We start from the raw sequence: 22475 nt of genomic DNA on the forward strand, positions 1-22475 counted from the left end.
GTGAACACGATCTTGCCGGTGTGGCGTGCCTGCGCCATGAACCGCAGCGCGGCGCGGGCGTCGGAGAGCGGCCAGGTGCGGGTGGGCAGGCCGCGCACCTCGCCGGCGGCGACGTGGGCGACGACCTCGGTCAGCAGGCCCTGGATGCGCTCGGGGCCCGCTTCCATCAGGTCGAAGGCGCGGTACGTGATGCCGGGCAGGGCCGCAGGGTCACGGCGGTCGGTCTTGCCGAGCTCGACGAACCGGCCGCCGTCGACGAGCAGTTCGAGGGAGGCGTCGGTGAGCTCGCCCTCCAGCGAGTTGAGCACCACGTCCACGGCCGGGAACCGCTGGGCGAACTCGGTGGTCCGCGAGGACGCGATGTGCTCCTCGTCCAGGCCTTCCGCGTGCAGCACCCCGTGCTTGGCCGGGCTCGCCGTGGCGAAGACCTCCGCGCCGAGCAGCCGGGCGAGCCGGACCGCGGCCAGACCGACGCCGCCGGCGGCGGCGTGCACGAGGACGCGGTCCCCCGGCCGTACGTCGGCGAGGTCGACCAGCGCGTAGCGGGCGGTGGCGTACGCGGACGGCAGCGCCGCGGCCTCCACCCACGTCCAGCCCTCGGGGACCGGTACGACGAGGCGTCGGTCCACCACGGCCAGCGGTCCGAACCCGCCCGGCACCATGCCGAGTACGCGGTCGCCCACGTCCAGGTCGGTCACGTCGGCGCCGACTTCGAGCACGGTGCCTGCGGCCTCGGAGCCGATGGCGTCGACCTCGTCGGGGTACATGTCGAGGGCGCACAGCACGTCGCGGAAGTTCAGGCCCGCCGCCCGTACGGCGATGCGGATCTGACCGGGTGCGAGCGGAGCGGTGGCGTCGGGCGCGGCGACGGCGTCGACGCCATCGATGGAGCCGGACCGCACGACGTCGACGCGCCAGGCGTCCGCCCCGGTGGGCGGCCGCAGCGTGTCGTCGGCCGCGCGGGCCAGCCGTGCGACGGACAGCTGCCCCTGACGGAGCGCGGACTGGGGCTCGTCACCGACGGTCGGCACGGCGCGCAGCGAGTCGGCCGCGCCGTCGGTGTCGACGAGCAGGAAGCGGTCGGGGTGCTCGGTCTGCGCGGACCGTACGAGGCCCCACACGGCGGCGGCGGCCGGGTCGGGCGCCTCGCCGGGCAGGACCGCGACGGCGCCGCGCGTCACGACGGCGAGCCGGGCGGCGGCGAACCGCTCGTCGGCGAGCCACTCCCGCAGCAGGCCGAGCACCCCGGCGGTCGCCCGGTGGGTGTCACCGACCGGATCGGCGCCGGTCGTCACCGGAGCGAGGACAAGATCCGATACGGAGGTGAGGTCGGCGAGCGTGGCGTGCAGGGGGCCTTCGAGGCCCGCCGCGTCCGCTCCGACCACGACGCGGCTCGCCGCGGTGCCCTGCTCGGCGGCCACCCAGTCCACGCGGAACTGCGCGTCCCGGGTGCCCGCGGCCGTCGCGGCGCGCAGCTGGTCGGCCGACGCGGGCCGCAGCCGCAGCGCGGACAGCTCCACGACGGGCATGCCGTCAATGTCGGTCGCGGTGAGCCGTACCTCGTCGCCGCCGACGCGTGCGGCGCGCACCCGCAGTACGCGGGCGGCGCTCGGGCGCACCGTCACGCCGCTCCACGAGAACGGCAGCAGCACCCGGGAGTCGTCAGGCTCGGCGGCGAGGACGGCCTGGGTGGCGGCGTCGAGCAGCGCCGGGTGGACCGCGAACCCCGCCGCGTCGACGCCCTCGGGCAGCTCGACCTCGGCGAAGACCTCAGCGCTCGCGGCGCCTTCGGTGTTCTGGGCGTTCTCGGCGGCGCGGCGCCACAGCGTCCGCAGCCCGCGGAAGGCGGGGCCGTAGCCTAAGCCGCGTCCGGCGAACCGGTCGTACACCCCGTCCAAGGACACGGGCTGCGCGTCGGCGGGCGGCCACGGCCCCTCGACGGCCGCGAGCGGCTCGTCCTGGGCAAGCACGCCCGACGCGTGCGGGGTCCAGTCGCCGTCGGCGAGCGCGTGGACGGCGACGGCGCGCCGGCCGTCCTCGTCGGCGCCGCGAACGGTCACGCGCAGGGCGAGCCCGTCGGCGGGCACACCGATCGGGGCGGCCAGGGTGAGTTCCTCGATCCGGCCGCAGCCCAGCCGGGCGCCCGCGTGGGCGACCAGCTCCAGGACGGCCGTGCCCGGCACGACGACCGTGCCCAGGACGGCGTGGTCGGCCAGCCACGGGTACGCGTCGGGGGTGATCCGGCCGGAGAGGACGAGGCCCCCGTCGTCGGGCAGTTCGACCTCGGCACCGGCCAGCGGGTGTCCGCCCGCGACGAGGCCGACGGCGGCGAGGTCGCCGGCGCCCGCCGTCCCGGGGGCGAGCCAGTAGCGCTCGCGCTGGAAGGCGTACGTGGGCAGCTCGACCGGTCGCGCGCCGGTGGCGTCGAACAGCGGCCGCCAGTCGACCGGCACGCCCGCCGCGGCCACCTCGGCCAGGGACAGGGTGAACCGCTGCTGGTCGCTCTCGTCCCGGCGCAGGGTCGCGGCGACGTGCAGCTCCACGCCCTCGGCCTCGGCGGTCTGCTGCATGGCGACGGTGAGGACGGGGTGCGGGCTCACCTCGACGAAGCCGCGGTAGCCCTCGGCCAGGAGTCCCCGTACGGCGTCGGCAAAGCGCACCGGCTCGCGCAGGTTCCGGTACCAGTAGCGGGTGTCCAGCTCGCTGCCGTCGACCCAGTCGGCGGTCACCGTGGAGTAGAGCGGAATCTCGCTGTCGCGGGGCCTGATGCCCTTCAGCTCGCCGAGGAGCCGCTCGCGGACGGCCTCGACCTGCGGGGAGTGCGACGCGTAGTCGGCGGCGACACGGCCCGCGCGCAGGTTCTCGTCGTCGCAGAGGTCGAGCAGCTCCTCCAGCGCCTCGCGCTCGCCCGCAACCACCAGCGACCGGGGGCTGTTGACCGCGGCCACGCCGAGCCGGCCTGCCCAGCGCTCCACCATCTTCTCGACGTCGGCGGCGGGCGCCGACACGAAGCCCATGCCGCAGCGGCCGGGCAGGTCGACGACGGCCTTCGCGCGCAGGGCGACGATCTTCGCCGCGTCCTCCAGGGTGAGGGCGCCGGCGACGCACGCGGCGGCGATCTCGCCCTGCGAGTGCCCGACCACCGCCGACGGCACCACACCGTGCGCCCGCCACACCTCGGCCAGCGACACCATCACGGCCCACAGCACCGGCTGCACCACGTCCACGCGGCGCAGCGGCGGCGCGCCCTCGACGCCGCGCAGGACGTCGACGACCGACCAGTCGAGGTACGGGGCGAGGGCGCGTTCGCACGCGGCCATCTTCTCGGCGAACACCGGTGAGGTGTCGAGGAGTTCGACGCCCATGCCGAGCCACTGCCCGCCCTGGCCTGCGAAGACGAAGACCACGCGGCCGTCGGCCCCTGCGGTGCCGCGCACGACGGCCGGGTCGGCGCCGCCGGAGGCCAGCACGTCGAGACCGGCGATGAGTTCGGCGCGGTCACGGCCCACGACCGCCGCGCGGTGGTCGAACGCCGTACGGCGGGTCACCAGCGACAGGCCCACATCGGCGGGCTTCAGCGCGGGGTCGGCGGCGACGAAGGTGCGCAGCCGGGCGGCCTGGGCGCGCAGCGCGTCCTCGGTGCGCGCGGACAGCGTCCACGGGAGGGGCACGGTCACGGCACCGGTCTCGGGAGCTCCGGCCTCAGGGGTCTCGGGCGCTTCTGCCGGTACGGCCTCCGGCGCCTCCTGCACGATCACATGGGCGTTGGTCCCGCTCACGCCGAACGAGGACACACCCGCCCGGCGCGGCCGGTCGGTGCGCGGCCAGTCCCGGGCCTCGGTCAGCAGCTCCACCGCGCCCGACACCCAGTCCACGTGCGGCGACGGCGCGTCCACGTGCAGGGTCTTCGGCAGCACGCCGTTCCGCAGCGCGAGGACCATCTTCATGACGCCGCCGACGCCCGCCGCGGCCTGCATGTGGCCGAGGTTGGACTTGAGCGAGCCCAGCCAGAGCGGCCGGTCGCGGTCCTGCCCGTACGAGGCGAGCAGTGCCTGCGCCTCGATCGGGTCGCCCAGCTTGGTGCCGGTGCCGTGGCCCTCGACCGTGTCCACGTCGGCGGCGTGAAGGCCCGCGTCGGCGAGCGCCTGCCGCACCACGCGCTGCTGGGCCGCGCCGCTCGGCGCGGTCAGGCCGTTGGACGCGCCGTCCTGGTTGGTCGCGCTGCCGGTCAGCAGGGCCAGGACCTCGTGTCCGTTGCGGCGCGCGTCGGAGAGGCGTTCGAGCAGCAGCACGCCGACGCCCTCGGACCAGCCCAGGCCCTCGGCGGCCTTGGCGTAGGAGCGGCTGCGGCCGTCGGCGGAGAGGCCGCCCTGCTTGGTGAAGTCGACGAACAGCTCGGGGGTGTGCATGACGGTCACACCGCCCGCGAGCGCCATCGTGGACTCACCCGAGCGCAGCGAGCGTACGGCCATGTGGATGGCCACCAGCGAGGACGAGCACGCCGTGTCGACCGTGACGGCGGGACCCTCCAGGCCCAGCACATAAGCGATGCGCCCGGAGAGGACGCTGGAGAGACGGCCGGTCAGGGCGTGGCCGTCGCCGCCCTCGGGGACGCCCGAGAGCAGCGAGGAGTACGACTGGGCGTTGGCGCCGACGAACACGCCGACCTTACCGCCGCGCCAGGAGCCGGGCTCGACGCCCGCGCGCTCCAGCGCCTCCCAGGAGGTTTCCAGGAGCAGCCGCTGCTGCGGGTCCATCAGCTGCGCCTCGCGGGGGCTGATGCCGAAGAACCCCGCGTCGAAGAGGGCGACGTCCTCCAGGAAGCCGCCGTGCCGGGTGAGGCTGGCCGTCGGTCCCGACTGGTCGGCGAGCGCGGCGAGGTCCCAGCCCCGGTCCTCGGGGAAGGACGAGATGGCGTCGCGCCCCTCGGCGACGACCTGCCACAGCTCGTCGGGCGTGGTGGCCCCGCCCGGGTAGCGGCAGGCCATGCCGACCACCGCGATCGGATCGTCGTCGTCGGCGCGCCGCACGGGCTCGTCGTCGGCGAGGGCGACGTGCTTCCCGCCCGCCGCGTCGACCAGCACGTCCGCCAGGGCGCGCGCGGTCGGGTAGTCGTAGATGGCCGTCGTCGGCAGCTTGACGCCGGTGATCCGGCTGAGCCGCAGCAACAGCTGTACGGCGGTCAGGGAGCGCAGTCCCAGCTCGCGGATGGCGCGGTCGGGGTGCACGTCATCGGCAGTGCCGATTTCGAGCACCTCGGCGACCTGGGCCAGTACGAGGTCGAGCACCAGTCGGCGCCGCTCGGGCTCGGGCAGACCGCCGAGACGGTGGGCGAGTGCGGGCAACTGACCGGCCGGTGAGGCGTCCAGCGACTCAGGCATGGGTGGTCCCCTCCAGCGGGTCCGAGATCGGGAGAGTGGAAACGGGCAGGGAGGGATCGGTGAGCGCGGCGGCCAGCAGCGCGGCGGTGTCCGCGAGGAGGACGTCGACGGTGGCCTGGTCGAGTACGGCGGCACGGTGCACGACGTGCCCGGTGAGGCCGCCGTCGGGGTCCTCGACGAGGTGCACTTCGAGGTTCCAGCGGGCGTACACGCGCTCGCCGGCGAACGGCTCGACGCGTACGCCGGGCAGGCGCAGCTCGCCCAGCTCGACGTTGACGAGCTGGAACACCACGTCCACGAGCGGCTGGTCCGGGTCGAGGCCCAGGCCCTCGGCGACCCGCTCCCACGGCAGGGCCTGATGGGCGTAGGCGTCGACCGAGGTCGTGTGGACGCGGCCGAGGAGTTCGGCGAAGGTCGGGTCGCCGTCGAAGCCGACGCGCAGGGGCACGAAGTTGGCGAAGAAGCCGATCAGGCCCTCCACCTCGGCCCGGGTGCGGCCCGCCACGGGCGACCCCACGGCGAGGTCGTCGGAGCCGGTGTGCCGGGCGAGCGTCGCGGTGAACGCGGCGAGCAGGGTCATGTAGAGCGTGGCCCCGTGCGCGGCGCCGACCTGCCGGGCGGTGTCGACCAGTTCGGCCGGCAGCCGCCACTCGGTCAGCACACCGGCGTCGTCCCGGGCCGTCGCGGTCCGGGCGCCGGGCAGCACCAGGGGCCGAAGCCCACCGAGCCGGTCGCGCCAGTGGTCGAGCTGCTCGTCGAGTACGGCGCCTGTCAGCCAGGACCGCTGCCATGCGGCGAAGTCTCCGTACTGCACGGGCAGTTCGGGCAGTTCCGGTGCGCGGCCCTCGCGCAGCGCCTCGTACGCCCGGGACAGCTCCGACCAGAGCACGCCCTGCGACCAGCCGTCCGTGGCGATGTGATGCACCGTCAGCATCAGAACGTGGTCGTCGGGGGCGATCCGCAGCAGCGACGGCCGGAGCACGGGGCCCCTGACCAGGTCGAAGGGCCGGGCGGCCTCCTCGCCCGCCGCGGCGCGCGCGGCCGCCTCGTCCGGCACGTCCACGGCGAGGAGTTCGATCTCGGCTGCGGGCAGCACGACCGTCGTCGGCTCGTCGCCCGGTACGAACACCGTGCGCAGCACCTCGTGCCTGCGGACGACCTCGGTCACCGCGCGGCCGAGCAGCTCCACGTCCAGGTCGCCCCGGATCCGTACGGCCAGCGGGATCGTCCACATCGCGTCGTCCGGGTCCGCCTCGTGCAGGCTCCACAGCTGGCGCTGGGGCAGCGAGAGCGGCAGCGGCCTGTCCCGCTCCACCGGCACCAGCGGCGGCACGGCCGAGCGCGGCGCGGTGGCCGCGACCTCGGCGAGCGCGCGCGGCGTGCGGTGGTGGAACAGTTCGCGCAGGGACACCTCGACGCCGAGCACCTCACGGATGCGGGCGACCGTGCGGGCCGCGACCAGCGAGTGCCCGCCCAGGGCGAAGAAGTCGTCGTCGACACCGACCCGTTCGGCTTCGAGGACCTCGCGGAAGATGCCGCAGAGGGCCTCCTCCTCGCGGCTGCCCGCCGCGGCGAAGCCCACGTCGAGGGCGGTGCGCAGGTCGGGCGCGGGCAGTGCGCCGCGGTCGACCTTGCCGGTGGTGGTCAGCGGGAACGCGTCGAGCGCGACGAACGCGGACGGCACCATGTAGTCCGGCACGGCCTCGGCGAGGTGCGCGCGCAGCCGCGCGGGCAGGTCGCGGTCGACTCCGGGGGCGGGTACGACGTAGCCGACGAGCCGCTTGACGCCCGGGGCGTCGTCGCGGGCGACGACGACGGCGCGCGCCACCTCGGGGTGGCGCAGCAGCACGGCCTCGACCTCGCCCAGCTCCACCCGGAAGCCGCGGACCTTGACCTGGTGGTCGAGTCGGCCCAGGAATTCCAGGCTGCCGTCCGGCCGCCAACGGCCCAGGTCACCCGTGCGGTAGAGGCGGGAACCCGCCGGCCCGAAGGGGTTGGGCACGAACTTCGCCGCGGTCAGCTCCGGCTTGCCGACGTAGCCGCCCGCGAGGCCGGGGCCCGCGAAGCACAGCTCGCCCGCCACGCCCACGGGCACGGGCCGCAGCTCGCGGTCGAGCACGTACGCACGGGAGTTGTCGACCGGCCACCCGAGGTGGGCGGTGCCGGGCCAGTCGGCGACATCGGCCGGCAGGGTGAAGGCGGTGACGACCTGGATCTCGGTCGACCCGTAGTGGTTGTGGATGCGCAGCTCCGGCCGGGCGGCGCAGAACTCCCGCAGCGCTGCGTCCAGCGACAGCGGCTCGCCGGCCTGCGACATGTGCCGCAGGGAGGTCAGCCGGGCGCGGCCCGCGTTGGCCTCCTCGGCGAGCGCGCGGATCATCAGGTTCGGTACGAAGACCTGCTCGACGGCCCGCTCGTCCAGCCAGCGGGCGAATCGCGCCGGATCGCGGCGCACCTCGTCGGCGGGAATGACCAGCGTCTCGCCGTAGAGCAGTGCGGAGAGGACCTCCTGCACCGAGACGTCGAAGGTGAGGGCGGTGAACTGCGCGGTGCGCGTGCCGGGGCCGCCGGGGACGGCCTTCTTCTGCCAGGCCAGCATGTTCACCACGCACCGCGCGGGCATGGCGATGCCCTTCGGGGTGCCGGTGGAGCCCGAGGTGTAGACGACGTACGCCAGCGAGTCGGGACCGGGGACGGCGTCCGGCTCGGCGTCGGTCTCGGTCTCGGTCTCGGTCTCGGACAGGCCGTCCAGCAGGACGAGCGCGGTGCCGTCGGCGAACACGCCCGCGTGGGCCCGCTCGGTGACGGCCACGGCCATCCCCGCGTCGTCCACGATGAGCCGGACCCGCTCGGCGGGGTGGGTCGGGTCGATCGGCACGTACGCCGCGCCCGCCTTCAGGATGCCGACGAGCCCCACGATCATCGCGGTGCTCCGGTCGAGGCAGAGCCCGACGAGATCGTCCGGGCGCACCCCTCGGGCGCGCAGCCGTCGGGCGACCCGGTCGGCGGCGCGGCCCAGTTCGGCGTAGGTGAGGGTGTCGTCGCCGTACTCCACGGCGCGGGCGTCCGGCGTGCGGGCGACCTGCTCGTCGAAGAGCTCGGCGAGCGACGCGTCCCGGTACGGCACCTCCGTGTCGTTCCAGCCCTCCAGGAGCTGGTGGCGGTCGGCGTCGTCCAGGAGGGAGACCGTGGACAGCGGCGCGTCCGGGTCGGCGAGCGCGGCGCGCAGGACGACGGTGAGGTGGTGCAGCAGCCTGCGTACGGTCTCGGCCTCGAAGAGCGCCGTGGCGTGCAGGACCGTGCCGCGGACGCGGTCGCCGTCCTCGGTCAGGTGCACCTCCAGGTCGACACGGGTGAACGCGTGCTCGTCGAGCAGCAGTTCGAGCCGCGCCTCGCCGAGCCGGTCGCCCTTGTCGCTGGGGGCCCGCATGAGCTGGAAGACCACCTGCACCAGCGGGTTGCGGGAGAGGTCGCGCTCGGGCGCGAGCGCCTCCACCAGGTTCTCGAACGGCAGGTCCTGGTGCTCCATGGCACCGACCGCCGACTCGCGTACGCGGCCGAGCAGTTCCCGGAAGGTCGGGTCGCCGGACAGGTCGGTCCGCAGCACGAGCATGTTGACGAAGAAGCCGATCAGCCGCTCCACCTCGGCGCGGGTGCGGCCCGCGACGGGCGTGCCGACGGCGACGTCCTCGGTGCCGGCGAAGCGCGCGAGGGTGAGGGAGAACGCGGCGAGCAGCGTCATGTAGAGCGTGGCGCCCTCGTCGTCGCCGAGCGCCCGCGCGGCGCGGACCAGGTCCTCGGGCAGCTCCCACGACTGGGAGGCGCCAGCCGAGGTGGCCAGGGCGGGACGCGGGTGGTCGAGCGGCAGTTCCAGCGGGCGTACGCCGGCGAGCCGGTCGCGCCAGTACTCCACGTGCCGGTCGAGCACGGCACCGTCGAGGTGCGCACGCTGCCAGACGGCGAAGTCGCCGTACTGTACGGGTAGTTCGGGCAGGACGGGCTCGCGCCCTTCGAGCGCGGCGGTGTACGCCTCGGCCAGCTCGCCCCAGAAGACCGCGTGCGACCAGCCGTCGGTGACGGCGTGGTGCGCGGTGATCAGGACGGCGTGGTCCTGCGGCGCGAGCCGCAGCACGCGGGCGCGGAGCAGCGGGCCCCGTGCCAGGTCGAACGGCAGGGCCGCGTCCGCGGCGGCGAGCGCCAGCGCCTCGGCCTCGTCGGCGACGTCGGTGACGGCGAGGGGGATCTCCCGTACGTCCTGGACGACGGCGACCGGCGTGCCGCCCCCGTCGTCGGGGAAGACCGTGCGCAGCGCCTCGTGCCGGGCGACGACGACCGACAGGGCGGAGCGGAAGGCGTCGACGTCGAAGGCGCCACGGGCGCGGACGCCCATCGCCACGTTCCAGAAGCCGCTGTCCGGGGTGAGCCGGTCGAGGAACCACAGCCGCTGCTGGGAGAAGGAGAGCGGCAGCGCGCCGTCGCGCGGCACGGGCCGGATCACGTCCACCTCGGCGGCGAGCTCACCCACCGCCTCGGCGAGCCTGCGGGGTGTGCGCAGCTCGAACAGCGACTTCAGCTCGGCGGCGGGCCCGAAGCGGGCACGGATCTTCGCGATCGCCCGGGTGGCGAGCAGCGAGTGGCCGCCGAGGGCGAAGAAGTCGTCGTCGGCGCCGATCGGCTGCACTTCGAGGACCTCGGCGAAGATCTCGCAGAGTGCCTTCTCGGGCTCGGTCGTGGGCGGTACGTACGCGGCCTCGGCGACGGAGCGCGCGTCGGGAGCGGGCAGCGCCCTGCGGTCGATCTTGCCGGTGGTGGAGAGCGGGAACTCGTCGAGGGCGACGAACGCCGAGGGGACCATGTAGTCCGGCACGCCGCCGACCGCGTGGGCGCGGAGCGCGGGCAGCACGTCCTCGGCGTGGCCGGGTTCGAGCACCACGTACGCCACCAGGCGCTTGTCACCGGGGACGTCCTCGCGGACGGCGACGGTCACCTGCGACACGGCGGGGTGGCGCAGCAGCACGGCCTCGATCTCGCCCAGCTCCACCCGGAAGCCGCGGATCTTCACCTGCGCGTCGCCGCGGCCGAGGAACTCCAGGGCGCCGCCGGGCAGCCAGCGCACGACGTCGCCGGTGCGGTACATCCGCGCGCCGGCCGGGCCCCACGGGTCGGGCACGAACTTCTCGGCGGTCAGCTCGGGCATCCCCACGTAGCCGCGCGCCACGCGCGGCCCGGCGATGACCAGCTCGCCCGCGACCCCCAGCGGCACCGGCCGCAGGTCGCCATCGACGACGTACACGCGGGTGTTGTCGATCGGCGCGCCGATCGGGACCCGGGAGCCCGCCAGGGTGAAGCCGGGTTCCATCGGGAACAGGGTGGCGAACGCGGTCGCCTCGGTCGGGCCGTAGGCGTCGACCACGGTCAGCTTCGGGTGGGCGGCCATGACGCGGGCGACGGTCTCGCCCGACACGGCCTCGCCGCCGGTCAGCACCTCGCGCAGGCCCTCGAAGCAGGGCAGGCACTCCTCGACGAGGAGGCTGAAGAGCGGCGCGGGCAGGCACATCGCGGTGACGCCGTGCTCGCGGATCAGCCGGTCGAAGGTCTGCGGCTCGACGTGCTCGTCGGCGGCGATGACGATCTGCTTGCCCGCAAGCAGGAACGGCCACAGCTCGTAGGTGGAGATGTCGGTGGCCAGCGGGTAGTGCAGCAGCACCCGTTCGTGGTTGCCGTTGCGCCACCGGCGGTCGGCGGCGAGGACCACGATGTTGCCGTGGGTCACCGCGACGCCCTTGGGCTCGCCACTCGATCCGGACGTGTAGATCACGTACGCCGTCGCGTCGCGGTCCGGGTCGATGCCGGGGTCGGTGTCGGGCGCGTCGCCCGGGTGGGCGGCATCGAGGACCGTCACGCCGGCGGTTCCGGGCACGGGCCGGTCGGCGATGACGACGCGCAGGCCGGAGGTGGCCACGATCCGCTCGGTGCGGCCCGAGGGGTTGCGCGGGTCGAGCGGCACGTAGGCACCGCCCGCCTTCAGGATGCCGAGGACGGCCGCGACCATGTCGACGGAGCGGCCGGTGGCGACGCCGACCGGCTCGTCCGGGCCGACGCCGTGGGCGAGGAGGATGTGCGCGAACCGGTTGGCGCGCCGGTCGAGTTCGGCGTACGCCACCCGCTCGTCGCCGCAGACCAGGGCCACGGCGTCAGGCGTACGGGCGGCCTGCTCGGCGTAGAGCCGTGGCACTGAGCCGTCCGGGAGCGGCGCGGCGGTGTCGTTCCACTCGACGAGCACGCGGTGCCTGTCGGCGTCGTCGAGCATCGTCGCCGCAGAGATCGGCCGGTCGGGGTCGGCCAGCACCTGGCCGAGGACCACGGTGACGTGGTGCATGAGCTGGCGGACGGTGTCGGCGTCGAACAGGTCAGCCGCGTAGAGCACGGTCGCGGTGACGTCGTCGCCGACCTCGACGGCGTGCACTTCGAGGTCCATCCGGGTGTACGCGTGGTCGAGGTCGAAGTGCTCGACCTCGGCGTCCGCCCACGAGGGCCACCCCGGGGAGCCGGTGAGCAGTTGGAACGCCACCTGCACCAACGGGTTGCGGGAGAGGTCGCGCTCCGGGCGGAGCCGCTCCACCAGGTGCTCGAAGGGCACGTCCTGGTGCTCGACGGCGCCGACGGCCGCCTCCCGTACGCGGCCCAGGAGTTCGCGGAACGTTGGGTCGCCCGAGGTGTCCGTGCGGACCACGACGACGTTGACGAAGAAGCCGATCAGCGCCTCAACCTCGGCGTGCGTACGGCCCGCCGTGGGCGAGCCCACGGCCACGTCGTCGGTCCGCGCGTAACGGGAGAGCACGATGTCGAAGGCGGCCAGCAGGGCCATGTACAGCGTCGCGCCCTCCTGGGCGGCGACGGCGCGGGCGGCGCGGACGAGGTCGGCGGGGACGGACCACGGAAGGGCGCCCGCCCGGCCGGTGGCGACGGCGGGGCGCGCCTTGTCGAGCGGCAGCTCCAGCGGGGGGAGGTCGGCGAGCCGCTCCATCCAGTGCTGGGCGCGCTGCTCCAGGACGTCTCCGGAGAGCCAGGACCGCTGCCATACGGCGAAGTCGGCGTACTGCACGGGCAGCTCGGCCGGCGCGGTACCGGAATACGCGGCCGCCACCTCCGCCCACAGCAGCGCCTGGGACCAGCCGTCGGTCGCCACGTGGTGCACGGCGACGACGAGCACGTGGTCGACCGGGCCGAGGCGCAGCAGGGTGGCGCGCAGCAGCGGGCCCCGGGCCAGGTCGAAGCCGGTGGAGAGCTCGGTGGAGGCCGCAGCGCGTGCCGCGTCGACGCCGTCCACCTCGATCAGGGGCAGCGGGACGGGCGCGGGAGGGTCGATGACCGCGACGGGGACGCCGTCCTCGATGGCGAAGGTCGTCCGCAGCGCCTCGTGCCGGGCGACGACGGCCGTCAGGGCGGCCGCGAGCCGCTCCGGGTCGACGGTGCCGCGCACCCGCACGGCTCCGCCGGAGGTGTAGGACGCGCTGCCCGGGGTGAGCTGGTCGAGGAACCACAGCCGCTGCTGTGCGAACGACAGCGGCAGCCGGCCGCCTCGCTCCACCGGTACCAGCGGCGGCGCGGTGGTGGCCGCCGACGCTTCCACGACGGTGGCGAGCGTGCGGGGCGTGCGCTGCTCGAACAGGTTCCGCAGCGGCACCTCGGCCCCGAGCGCGCCCGCGATGCGGGCGATGACGCGCGTCGCGAGCAGCGAGTGCCCGCCGCGTACGAAGAAGTCGTCCTCGACGCCGAACTCCGCGACGCCCAGCACCTCGGCGAAGATGCCGCACAGCGCCCGCTCGGTCTCGGTGCGCGGCGCGACGTGACCCGCGCCCGCCTCCTCCTGGGGCGCGGGCAGCGCGGCGCGGTCGACCTTGCCGGTCGCGGCGAGCGGCAGCGTGTCGAGCAGGACGTACGCGGACGGCACCAGGTAGTCCGGCAGGGCCGCCGAGGCGTGCGTGCGCAGCCCGGCGACGTCGAGTTCGGCTCCGGCTCGCGGGACGACGTAGGCGACGAGCCGCTTGCCCACCGCGCCGTCCTCCCGTACGACGACGGCGACGCGCGCGACGGCGGGGTGCCCGGCCAGCGCGGCCTCGACCTCGCCCGGCTCCACGCGGAAGCCGCGCAGCTTCACCTGGCCGTCGGCACGGCTGAGGAACTCGAGGACGCCGCCGGGGCGACGGCGCACCACGTCGCCCGTGCGGTACATGCGCGTTCCGGGCGGGCCGAAGGGGTCGGGCAGGAAACGTTCCGCGGTGGCGGCGGGGTGGCCGGCGTAGCCGCGCGCGAGGCCCACGCCGGAGACGTACAGCTCACCGGGTACGCCGAAGGGCACCGGCCGCAGCCGGTCGTCGAGGACGTAGGCGCCGGTGTTGTCGAGCGGGGTGCCGATGGGCACGCGGCCTGCCGGCGAGGGCTCTCCCGGTGCGAGGGCGTGCACGGTGGCGAACGTCGTGGTCTCGGTGGGGCCGTAGCCGTTGAGGACCATGAGGCCGGGGTGCGCGGCGCGCACGCGGGCCACGGTCGCGGGCTGCACGGCGTCGCCGCCGGCGATGACCGTGCGGAGGCCCGCGAGGCAGGCCACGTCCTCCTCGGCGACCAGGTCGAACAGGCCCGAGGTCAGCCAGAGCGCGGTGACGCCGTGTTCGGCGGCGGCGCGCGCGATCGCCCTCGGCCCGATCGCTCCGGGCGGGGCGACGACCACGCGGCGGCCCGACAGCAGGGGCGACCACAGTTCGTAGGTCGAGGCGTCGAAGGCGTGCGGCGAGTGCAACAGGACGCGCTCGTGCGCTCCGTCGGCCCAGCGCCGGTCCAGGGCCAGGGCGGCCACGGCGCGGTGCGTCACGGCGACGCCCTTGGGCGTACCGGTGGAGCCCGAGGTGGACATCACGTACGCCAGGCCGTCGGGGTGCGCGACCGTGTCGGGCGCGGTGTCCGGGACATCGGCCGGGTCGACCCGCAGGTCCACCACGGGCAGGTCCTCGGCGCCCGGGACTGCCTCGTCGCGGTCGGTCAGCAGCAACGTCGCGCCGGTGGCGGTGAGGACGGCTCGGGTGCGCCCAGCCGGGTTGCGGTCGTCCAGCGGCAGATACGCGCCGCCCGCCTTGAGCACGGCGAGGACGCCGACCACCAGGCGCGCGGATCGCTGCGCCGCCAGTGCGACGACGTGTTCCGCTCCGACGCCGCGGTCCTTGATGACGTGCGCGAGCCGGTTGGCGGCCCGGTCGAGTGCGGCGTACGTCCACAGGTCGGCGCCGTCGGCCACCGCCACGGCGTCCGGCGTCCGCGCGGCCTGCGCGGCGAACAGCTCCGGCAGTGCGGCCTCGGGCAGGGGCACGGTCGCGCCGTGCGCGGCCGTGAGCAGCGCGGCCCGCTCGTCGGCGTCCGTCATCGGCAGCCGGGACAGCGGCGTGTCCGGGGCTTCGGACGCCGCGCGCAGGACGGACGTCAGATGCCGGGCCAGCCCTTCGACCGTCTCGGCGTCGAACAGTGCCCGACTGTAGTTGGCCAGGCCGCCCACCCCGCCGTCGGCGTCCTCGCCGAGGTAGACCTCCAGGTCCATCCGTGTGAAGGCGCGGTCGCCCTCGAACGGCTCGGTGGTAGTACCAGGGAAGGGCGCAAGGCCCGACGTCGCCCTCGGCACGACCTGGAACACGACCTGGGCCAGCGGATTGCGCGACAGATCACGCTCGGGGACCAGCTTCTCCACCAGGTACTCGAACGGCACGTCCTGATGCGCCATCGCGTCCACAGACGCGGTACGCACGCGGTCGACCAGTTCGCGGAATGTCGGGTCGCCGGACAGGTCGGTGCGAGTCACGACGGTGTTGACGAAGAATCCGATCAAGCTCTCGACTTCGGACATCGGCCGGCCGGCGACAGGTTGTGCCACGGCGACGTCCTCAGTGCGGGCGTGCCGCGCGAGCACGATACTGAAGGCGGCTAGCAGCGTCATGTGCAGGGTCGCGCCCTGCTGCTCCCCCACGGCTCGGGCGGCCGCGACCACGTCTGCGGGCAGCTGCCACATGACGACCCCGCCCTCGGCCGACGCCACTGCGGGGCGCGGCCGGTCCAACGGCAGCTCGAGGGGGGTGAGGCCAGCAAGGCTCCCCCGCCAGAACACCAGGCGCCGATCCAGCTCGGCAGGTGACAGCATGCGGCGCTGCCACGCGGCGAAGTCGGCGTACTGTACGCGCAGTTCGGGCAGCTGTGGTTCCTGGCCGTCGGCCAGCGCGGTATACGCGGCAATGAGCTCGGCCCACAGCACGCCGTGCGACCAGCCATCGGTCGCTATGTGATGCACCGTTAACAGCAGTACGTGATCGTCCTCGGCCAGCCGCAGCAGACGGGCGCGCAGCAACGGGCCCTGGCGCAGGTTGAAGGGATGTGCGGCTTCCTCACCCGCCAGTCGCTCCGCATCGACCTCGTCGGCGACGTCGACCACGGGCACCGGCACCGGCGCGGCGGCCAGTACGACGGCGGATGGCACACCGCCGTCGTCGGTAAAGACGGTGCGCAGCGTCTCGTGCCGCGCCACGATCCGGCTCAGCGCCCGGCCGAGCACTTCGGTGCGCAAAGGACCGCGCACGCGTACGGCGGATCCGAAGTTGTAGAACGCGCTGCCCGGCATCAGTCGGTCGAGGAACCACAGCCGCTGTTGTGCGAACGACAACTCCAACGGCTGGTCCCGCGACACGGGGGTGATGCCCATGGACGCCGCGCCCGCCTTCGCCGTGCGCTCCCTCAGCCTGCTCAGCGCCGAGTGCAGACCCGGCCGCCCCCCTGCGTTTCTGGTCATACGAGCGACTCGGGCTCTTCGCCCGGGCAGACGATGCCCCGGGACCGCATCAGTGCGGCAAGATCCCGGTGTGTCCCCGACTCGCTGCCCTCGAAGTCCTCGACGATCCTCCGCCGCATCGGCGCCGGCTTCTCCTGACTGAGCTTGAACATCGTCTGTACCGACTCCACCTGTAGCTCGAAGGCACCCACACCGGGCGCGATCCTGCGGAAGTAGTCCACGGAGGACTCCTGGTCCCACCCCTGCCCGAAGTTGGCTTCCAACCGTCGTGCGGTGTCCCGCACGATCTCCAGCACCTCTGCGGGGTCGACGGTGGGGCGCAAGGAACCCACTATGTGCACTGCGGTGAAGTCCCACGTGGGTGCCGCCGGCGTGACCCCGTACACCGTCGGTGACACATAGCCGTGCGGGCCCTGGCACACCACCAGCGCCCGGTCGCCCTCTTGCATCGCGGTCCACTGCGGGTTGCGTACGTCCATGTGACCGACCAGCGTCGCACCGACCAAGGAAGTCCCGTCAGCCGCGACGGTCTCCTCGTCGGCACCGTCGGGCCCCTGGCGGAACAACACCGGCGCGTGCGTGCCCAACGGGGCCGGCTCCCCCGACGTCACCACCAGAGCCAGCGGGTTGGCCTTCAGTAAGGCCAGGATCGGACCACTGCGGTGGTCGGAATACTGCGGACGCTCGAGCATGTCAGTTCCAGTTCTCTGCTGCCCGCGCCCGCCGGTCGCCCGCCAGCGACTCCGCGATCTCGCCCGCGCGGACAGCGGTCATCGAAAGTAGGGTCGAGGAGATACCGTGCGTCGCCTCTGTAGCGCCCTGCACGTAGATGCCGCAACGGAAATCAGCGGTGGTGCGGAGCCGGTAGTCACGGCCGATCAGCAGTTCCCCCGTCTCATCGCGGCACAGCGAACCCGCGATACCGCCGAGCAGCTCCGCCGGGTCGGGCGAGGTGTACCCCGTGGCGTAGATGACCAGATCGGCTTCGAGATCGGTGACCTCGTCGGTGGGCAGGAACCGCACTCGCACCGCCACACTGTCCGCACGCAGGTCGACGGAGTCGATCCGGGAAGTGTGCATGACCCGGAGTCGCGGCTCGCCCGTCACCCTCTGTTCGTACTGCCGGCGGTACAGGCCATCGAGTACCTGCCCGTCGACCGCCGCGTAGTTGGTGGCTCCGTGGTAGCGCAGCAACGACTGCTTCACCGCCGACGGAGCGTTGTAGAAGTCCTCCACCGCGGCCGGGTCGAAGACCCGGTTGGCGAAGGGGCTGGCGTCGGCGATGCTGTAGCCGTAGCGGGTGAACACCGCACACACCTCGGCCGCCGGGTATCGGTCCATCAGGTGCCCGGCGATCTCGGCAGCACTCTGCCCCGCGCCGACCACCACGACCCGCTTCGGAGCCCGTTCGTCGAACTCGGGGAGCCGGTGCAGAAGTTGAGAACTGTGCCAGACCCGCTCTCCGGTCTCGACACCCTCGGGCAGGCGCGGACGCAGGCCCTGTGCGATGATCAGGTTCCTGGCCCGTGCGGCCACCCGGTCACCCGCCAATACGTCCAGCGCGACGACCGCACCGTCCGCCACCACTGGCCGGACACCCGTGATCTCAGCGCTGTACTCGACCATGTGGCGCACCCGGTCGGCAGCCCAGCTGAGATAGTCGTGGAACTCGGACCGCGAGGGCGTCAACACGGCGTGATTGATGAAATCCACCAGCCTGCCCTTCTCCTGTAAGTAGGAGAGGAAGCCGAAGTCACTCACCGGGTTCCGCATCGTGGCGATGTCCTTGAGAAAGGACACCTGCATCGAGGCGCCCTCCATGAGCATGCCGCGATGCCACCCGAAATTCTGCTGCTTTTCCAGGAAAAGCGCCCCAGCCGATTGGCCGGTTTCATGCAGTGCGGCGGCCAGCGCAAGATTCGCGGCACCGAACCCGATTCCTGCGACGTTCAGCACCACTGGCTTCACCGAGCGGTCACTCTCTAGGGCGTCTCTTTCAACCGCTGCACCGGTCACTTCGCAGCCTCCAGAAGTCGGTCGATGGACGCGTCATCGCAGGATTCCCAGAACCCGCCGACCACATCTTCCAAATGCGCCAGAGAGCGGGCACTGTAAAGGGTGTCCTGATACCGGGTGATGTCGTAGCTGGTACCGACCATGTCGGCGATGGCCAGCCTTCGGATCTCGGCGGAGCGGAACTGGTCCAGCTCGCCGTAGGAAGACACGATGCTGGCACCATAAGCGCGCGGCCCGTCGCGCGCATCAAGGAGGCCACACTCGATGGTGAACCAAAACACCTTGGAAATGAATTGCACCGCAGCTTCGGTTTCCACTCGCCGCACTGCCTCGCCGGCTAGCCTGTACAGGTTGGCGAACCGGCTGTCAGCTAAGGCACTGCCGTGCCCGATGACCTCGTGTAAGACGTCCGGTTCGGCCGAGTAGAACGGCGTCGCGCCGTCGCGAATGTACTGCGTGGAATGGAAATACCCGTCAGCCAGAGAGCCGCAGAAACGATGGAAGGGAACCACGCCCGCAGCAGGCTGCAGCCGGAACCCGGTCAGCCCGTTCAGTCGGTCAGCAACACCCTGTAGCTGCGGAATTCCTTCAACACCTACACCGAGCTGTTCGGCCGCTTCGAGAAATTCAGGTGCTGCGTGGGATCGATGCCGCTCGCGCAGTCGTTCGGCCACCAGTCGCCATACGGCGTGCTCGGCATCGGTATACTCCACCTCGGGGATGACATCACCGCGCACGTAAAAAGTCGCGAGAGCCGCGATCTCGTCACGTCGCCGCCGATAAGCAGAGTCATCTGTCGGTGTGCTGATTAATCGCTCATGCCCGTCCACAACGAATCCCAAAGACGTCGCCAACAAAACAGACCGCCTGGGAAATACCCCTGAACCAATATGAACGCTTTCAGAAAATTCCCCCGCGAACTTCAACGTACACCAGCACGCTATCACCTGCAAGACAAATGTTCGTTAGCGGTAGCTATGAATCCGCTTGGGGCCTCGGGGTCAGCCTCATAACCTTCGCTCTAATCGATTAATTCGAGAAGTTAACCCCAATGGCGACTTTACTTGCAGCATGATCGACTATGCGGCTTTTGCTCTGGCCGACACGGAGCCTCACTCAGATCTGGTTCAAGTCCTGCGGGTCCCGCTGGCCGTAACCGGCTCCGCAGCGGTAGTAGCGGCTGGCGCCTTGCCCCTCGTCCGGCACCCGCAACCGGGCGACCACGTGATGCACCGCTCGTGTGATCACCGTGGCCGAGTGCCGCGAGTTGGGCGAGCAGGCGTCGGGTCCGCCGTTCTCTGCCCAGTCGATCGGCGAAGTGATCTGGTCCCCCTATCCGCCCCGACCTCCGCGATCATCACCTGTGCCAGGACCAGGCTGATGCCGGGACTCGTGGTCAGCAGCCTGGCCTGGCACTGCAGCGGCTGCAGTTGACGGGTCGTCGGGCTCCTGGCTCGGTTGAGCAATCCGGGTGTCCGCCTGGTCGCTCGCCCGCAGTATCGCTGCTCCGCTTCCCCCTGCATGGGACCCGGATACATACCTTGCACTCGATCTGGCCCAGGTCGCCCCCGCCGCAGCGTTCCTCGAACACGTCCACCCGGAGCCTCATTGCACTCGTCCACCCTCCCGGGTGACGGCGAGCGTCGCGCCCCGCTCAACGCACGTATGCGGCAAGGCCAGTGCGGCAGGACTCGTGACCAACGAGGGCTCCTGGTCGACGAGTTCGGACGTGAGACAGCCATCCCAACCGATCGGTGGCTGATCTGAGAGGGCTCGGCCCAACAGGAACGCGTGGCGGCGACATCTTGGACTCGGGCTGGTTACTGACGGTACAACACGCCAGACCTTCCGGCGTCAGGCTGGCGAACCTTCGGTCACGGCCTCATTGAGTTCTTTCAGCGTGGCCACTGATCGGGTGATGGCGGCACGTCCTCAACGCACGAGGCTCCGGTGCCGTTGAGGGAGGTGTTGGAAATCTCAACTCACCGGCGCGGGAGCCTCGTTGGTTTCCCAATCCTGCCGCACTCGACCTGCCGCACGCCTTGGTCGAGTGGGTCACCATGCTCATCGTCACCCGCGATGGTGACTGGCGCTGCAAACTCCCGCCGCACCAACGGGCCTTGGTCGGCTTGGTGTACCTGCGCCGGCACGACACCCTCGCGCAGCTCGCTACCGGCTTCGGCATTTCGGTGGGCACTGCGTATGCCTACAGCACCGCGGTCATCGACCTGCTTGCCGACCTGGCGCCCGGCCTGCTCAAGGTGCTGCGCGAGGCAGATCCGGACTTCGTCCTCCTCGACGGCACCTTGGCTGAGTGCGACCGGGTCGGCGACGGCCAGGCAGACTACTCCGCCGAGCACCGCCGTCACGGCGTGAATGTCCAGGTCGTCACCGATCCGACCGGGCGACTGCTGTGGCTGCCGCCTGCTCTGCCCGGCCGCAGCCACGACCTGATCGCCGCCCGCACCCACCGCATCATCAGGATCTGCGAACGCCAGGGAGTCCCGATCCTGGCCGACCTCGCCTACACCGGCGCAGGTCGCTGGGTGACCACCGCGGTCAAGCGCCGACCCCGCCACGAACTCACCCCCACCCAGAAGACCGTCAACCGTGCGCTCGCCCGGACCCGAGCCCCAGTCGAGCGCGGCGTCGCCCGTCTCAAGACCTGGAGGATCCTCCGTCACGCCCGCTGCAGCCCGACTCGAATGACGTCAATCGCCAAAGCAGTGCTCACCCTGAAGCGGCAACGCGGAAAGAGCTCACTGCTCGACCTTGGCACTGATGATGACCACGGACTCCACCGGAACGTCCTGCAAGCCGTTACGGCGGCCGGTAGGGACTGCGGCGATCCTGTCAACCACTTCGAAGCCCTCGACGACCTTGCCGAACACCGCGTAACCCCACCCCTGCTGGGAAGGGGCGGTGTGGTCGAGGAAGCCGTTCTCTGCCGTGTTGATGAAAAACTGCGCCGACGCCGAGTGCGGGTCGGAGGTACGGGCCATGGCCACGGCATAGTGGGTGTTGCGCAGGCCGTTACCCGCCTCGTTCTCAATCGGGGCGCGGGTCGGCTTCTGCGACATGCCCTCGACGAAGCCTCCACCCTGGATCATGAACGTCTGGATGACTCGGTGAAAGATGGTCTGGTCGTAGTGTCCGTCATTGACATAGGCCAAGAAGTTTTCGACCGTCTTCGGCGCCTTCCCGGCGTCGAGCTCGAGTGTGATTGTCCCAAAGTTAGTGGTGAGCACGACCTGAGTCATATTCGCCTTCTTTCGTGAGCGATCAAGAAATCGCATTCACCCTATATGATCTGCGCCGGCCGGCTCCACTTGACGCTGTCGGAGCTGAAGCAGGGTCCGACAAGTTTCGCGATCTCTCTCAAGTCGTCCTTCCGGGGCACAACGCGCCGCCCACGACTACACCAACCCGCGCAAACCTCGCCCACGGTGCTGCGTGCCGGCGTCCCGCGGAGGCTTGACAGGTCCTTGAGATTCAACGAACCAGGAACCATGTCGCTTGGAGCCATTACCTCGCTATCGCCTTCACGCCGCGTTGGATCAGAGGCCTTGGCGCACTGACCGTGGGGTCAGATCCGTCCAGACCTCGGCGATATGTGCCAGGCACTCGCCCTTGCTGCCTGAGAACCCAATATCGTTCCAGCCCGCCGGAAGCTCCCTGCCGACGGGCCAGATCGAGTGCTGTTCCTCATCATTGGACACAACATTGTACTGCTCGTTGCCGCCGCTCACCGCTTTTACCTCACCTCTTCGCCGAAGAATTCCATACTTTCCTTTGACACACCACGCCGCTAATTAGTGTGTCGATGCTCTGTCTACGAAGTCCGGGATACCGGTGAGGGTTTCACAAGACTCCAGCGAGGTCCGCTCGAGTATAGCGCGCGACCACTGCAACCGTAGAATTCTGGCCACTGAGGAAAGTTGTAGCATTTCAGATCCTAGAGGGTCGTTGGTGACATTGTCCATGAGTGGCACCCATTAAGTGGAATATTGAATTCCGGATCCCGTAGCGACGCACCAGCCAGAACGTTCCTCCCCCTCCCGCTGGACGGCCCGCCCGGCAAGCCCCGCCTCTGCGGCTACGGCACCAAGTACTACAGCCTCAGGGGGCGTTTGATGCAGGCTAATTGATGCTTATGCCCTAAGGGCTGTCCCGTAACTGATCTTGAGATCGATGCAGCTGCGGCTGCGGCCCAAGGCGATGTGCCCCTCCTCCCTATCCGGCAAGGACGAGGT

6 protein-coding genes and 3 pseudogenes are annotated in these 22475 nt (G+C 71.6%); 1 reads left to right on the forward strand and 8 read right to left on the reverse strand.

Features of this window, described 5'->3' with window-relative positions; translation table 11 throughout:
• Nucleotides 1–17: 17 nt before the first annotated feature.
• The 6 genes and pseudogenes from ACZ69M_RS10115 to ACZ69M_RS10140 form a co-directional block, all read right to left on the reverse strand.
• Nucleotides 18–1970 (reverse strand): annotated as a pseudogene (locus ACZ69M_RS10115) (polyketide synthase dehydratase domain-containing protein); the annotation flags it as partial.
• A gap of 48 nt (nt 1971–2018) precedes the next feature.
• Nucleotides 2019–5345, reverse strand: a pseudogene (locus ACZ69M_RS10120) (type I polyketide synthase); the annotation flags it as partial.
• A 28-nt stretch (nt 5346–5373) separates the two neighbouring features.
• Nucleotides 5374–16206, reverse strand: a complete 10833-nt coding sequence (locus tag ACZ69M_RS10125; RefSeq protein WP_470048352.1) for a non-ribosomal peptide synthetase — start codon at nt 16204–16206, stop codon at nt 5374–5376.
• Entirely contained in the window at nt 16203–16898 is a 696-nt protein-coding gene (locus ACZ69M_RS10130) for an FMN-binding negative transcriptional regulator (RefSeq protein ID WP_470048354.1), read from the reverse strand. Before ACZ69M_RS10130 ends, ACZ69M_RS10125 begins: the two co-directional genes overlap by 4 nt.
• Nucleotide 16899: 1 nt before the next feature.
• Complete coding sequence (locus ACZ69M_RS10135) at nt 16900–18222, reverse strand: lysine N(6)-hydroxylase/L-ornithine N(5)-oxygenase family protein (RefSeq protein ID WP_470048356.1); 1323 nt, start codon at nt 18220–18222, stop codon at nt 16900–16902.
• Nucleotides 18219–19052, reverse strand: coding sequence for a phenylalanine 4-monooxygenase (locus ACZ69M_RS10140; protein ID WP_470048358.1), 834 nt, complete (start codon nt 19050–19052; stop codon nt 18219–18221). Before ACZ69M_RS10140 ends, ACZ69M_RS10135 begins: the two co-directional genes overlap by 4 nt.
• A 1230-nt stretch (nt 19053–20282) precedes the next feature.
• On the opposite strand from ACZ69M_RS10140, the pseudogene ACZ69M_RS10145 reads away from it, so the two are divergent.
• Nucleotides 20283–20972 (forward strand): annotated as a pseudogene (locus tag ACZ69M_RS10145) (transposase); the annotation flags it as partial.
• A gap of 9 nt (nt 20973–20981) precedes the next feature.
• Here the strand turns inward: ACZ69M_RS10145 and ACZ69M_RS10150 are convergent.
• Together ACZ69M_RS10150 and ACZ69M_RS10155 are read right to left on the reverse strand one after the other, a co-directional pair.
• Complete coding sequence (locus ACZ69M_RS10150) at nt 20982–21482, reverse strand: peptidylprolyl isomerase (protein WP_470048405.1); 501 nt, start codon at nt 21480–21482, stop codon at nt 20982–20984.
• A gap of 297 nt (nt 21483–21779) precedes the next feature.
• Entirely contained in the window at nt 21780–21971 is a 192-nt protein-coding gene (locus tag ACZ69M_RS10155; RefSeq protein WP_470048360.1) for an MbtH family protein, read from the reverse strand.
• Nucleotides 21972–22475: the final 504 nt, after the last annotated feature.

The organism is Streptomyces sp. NPDC107454 (assembly GCF_055582885.1).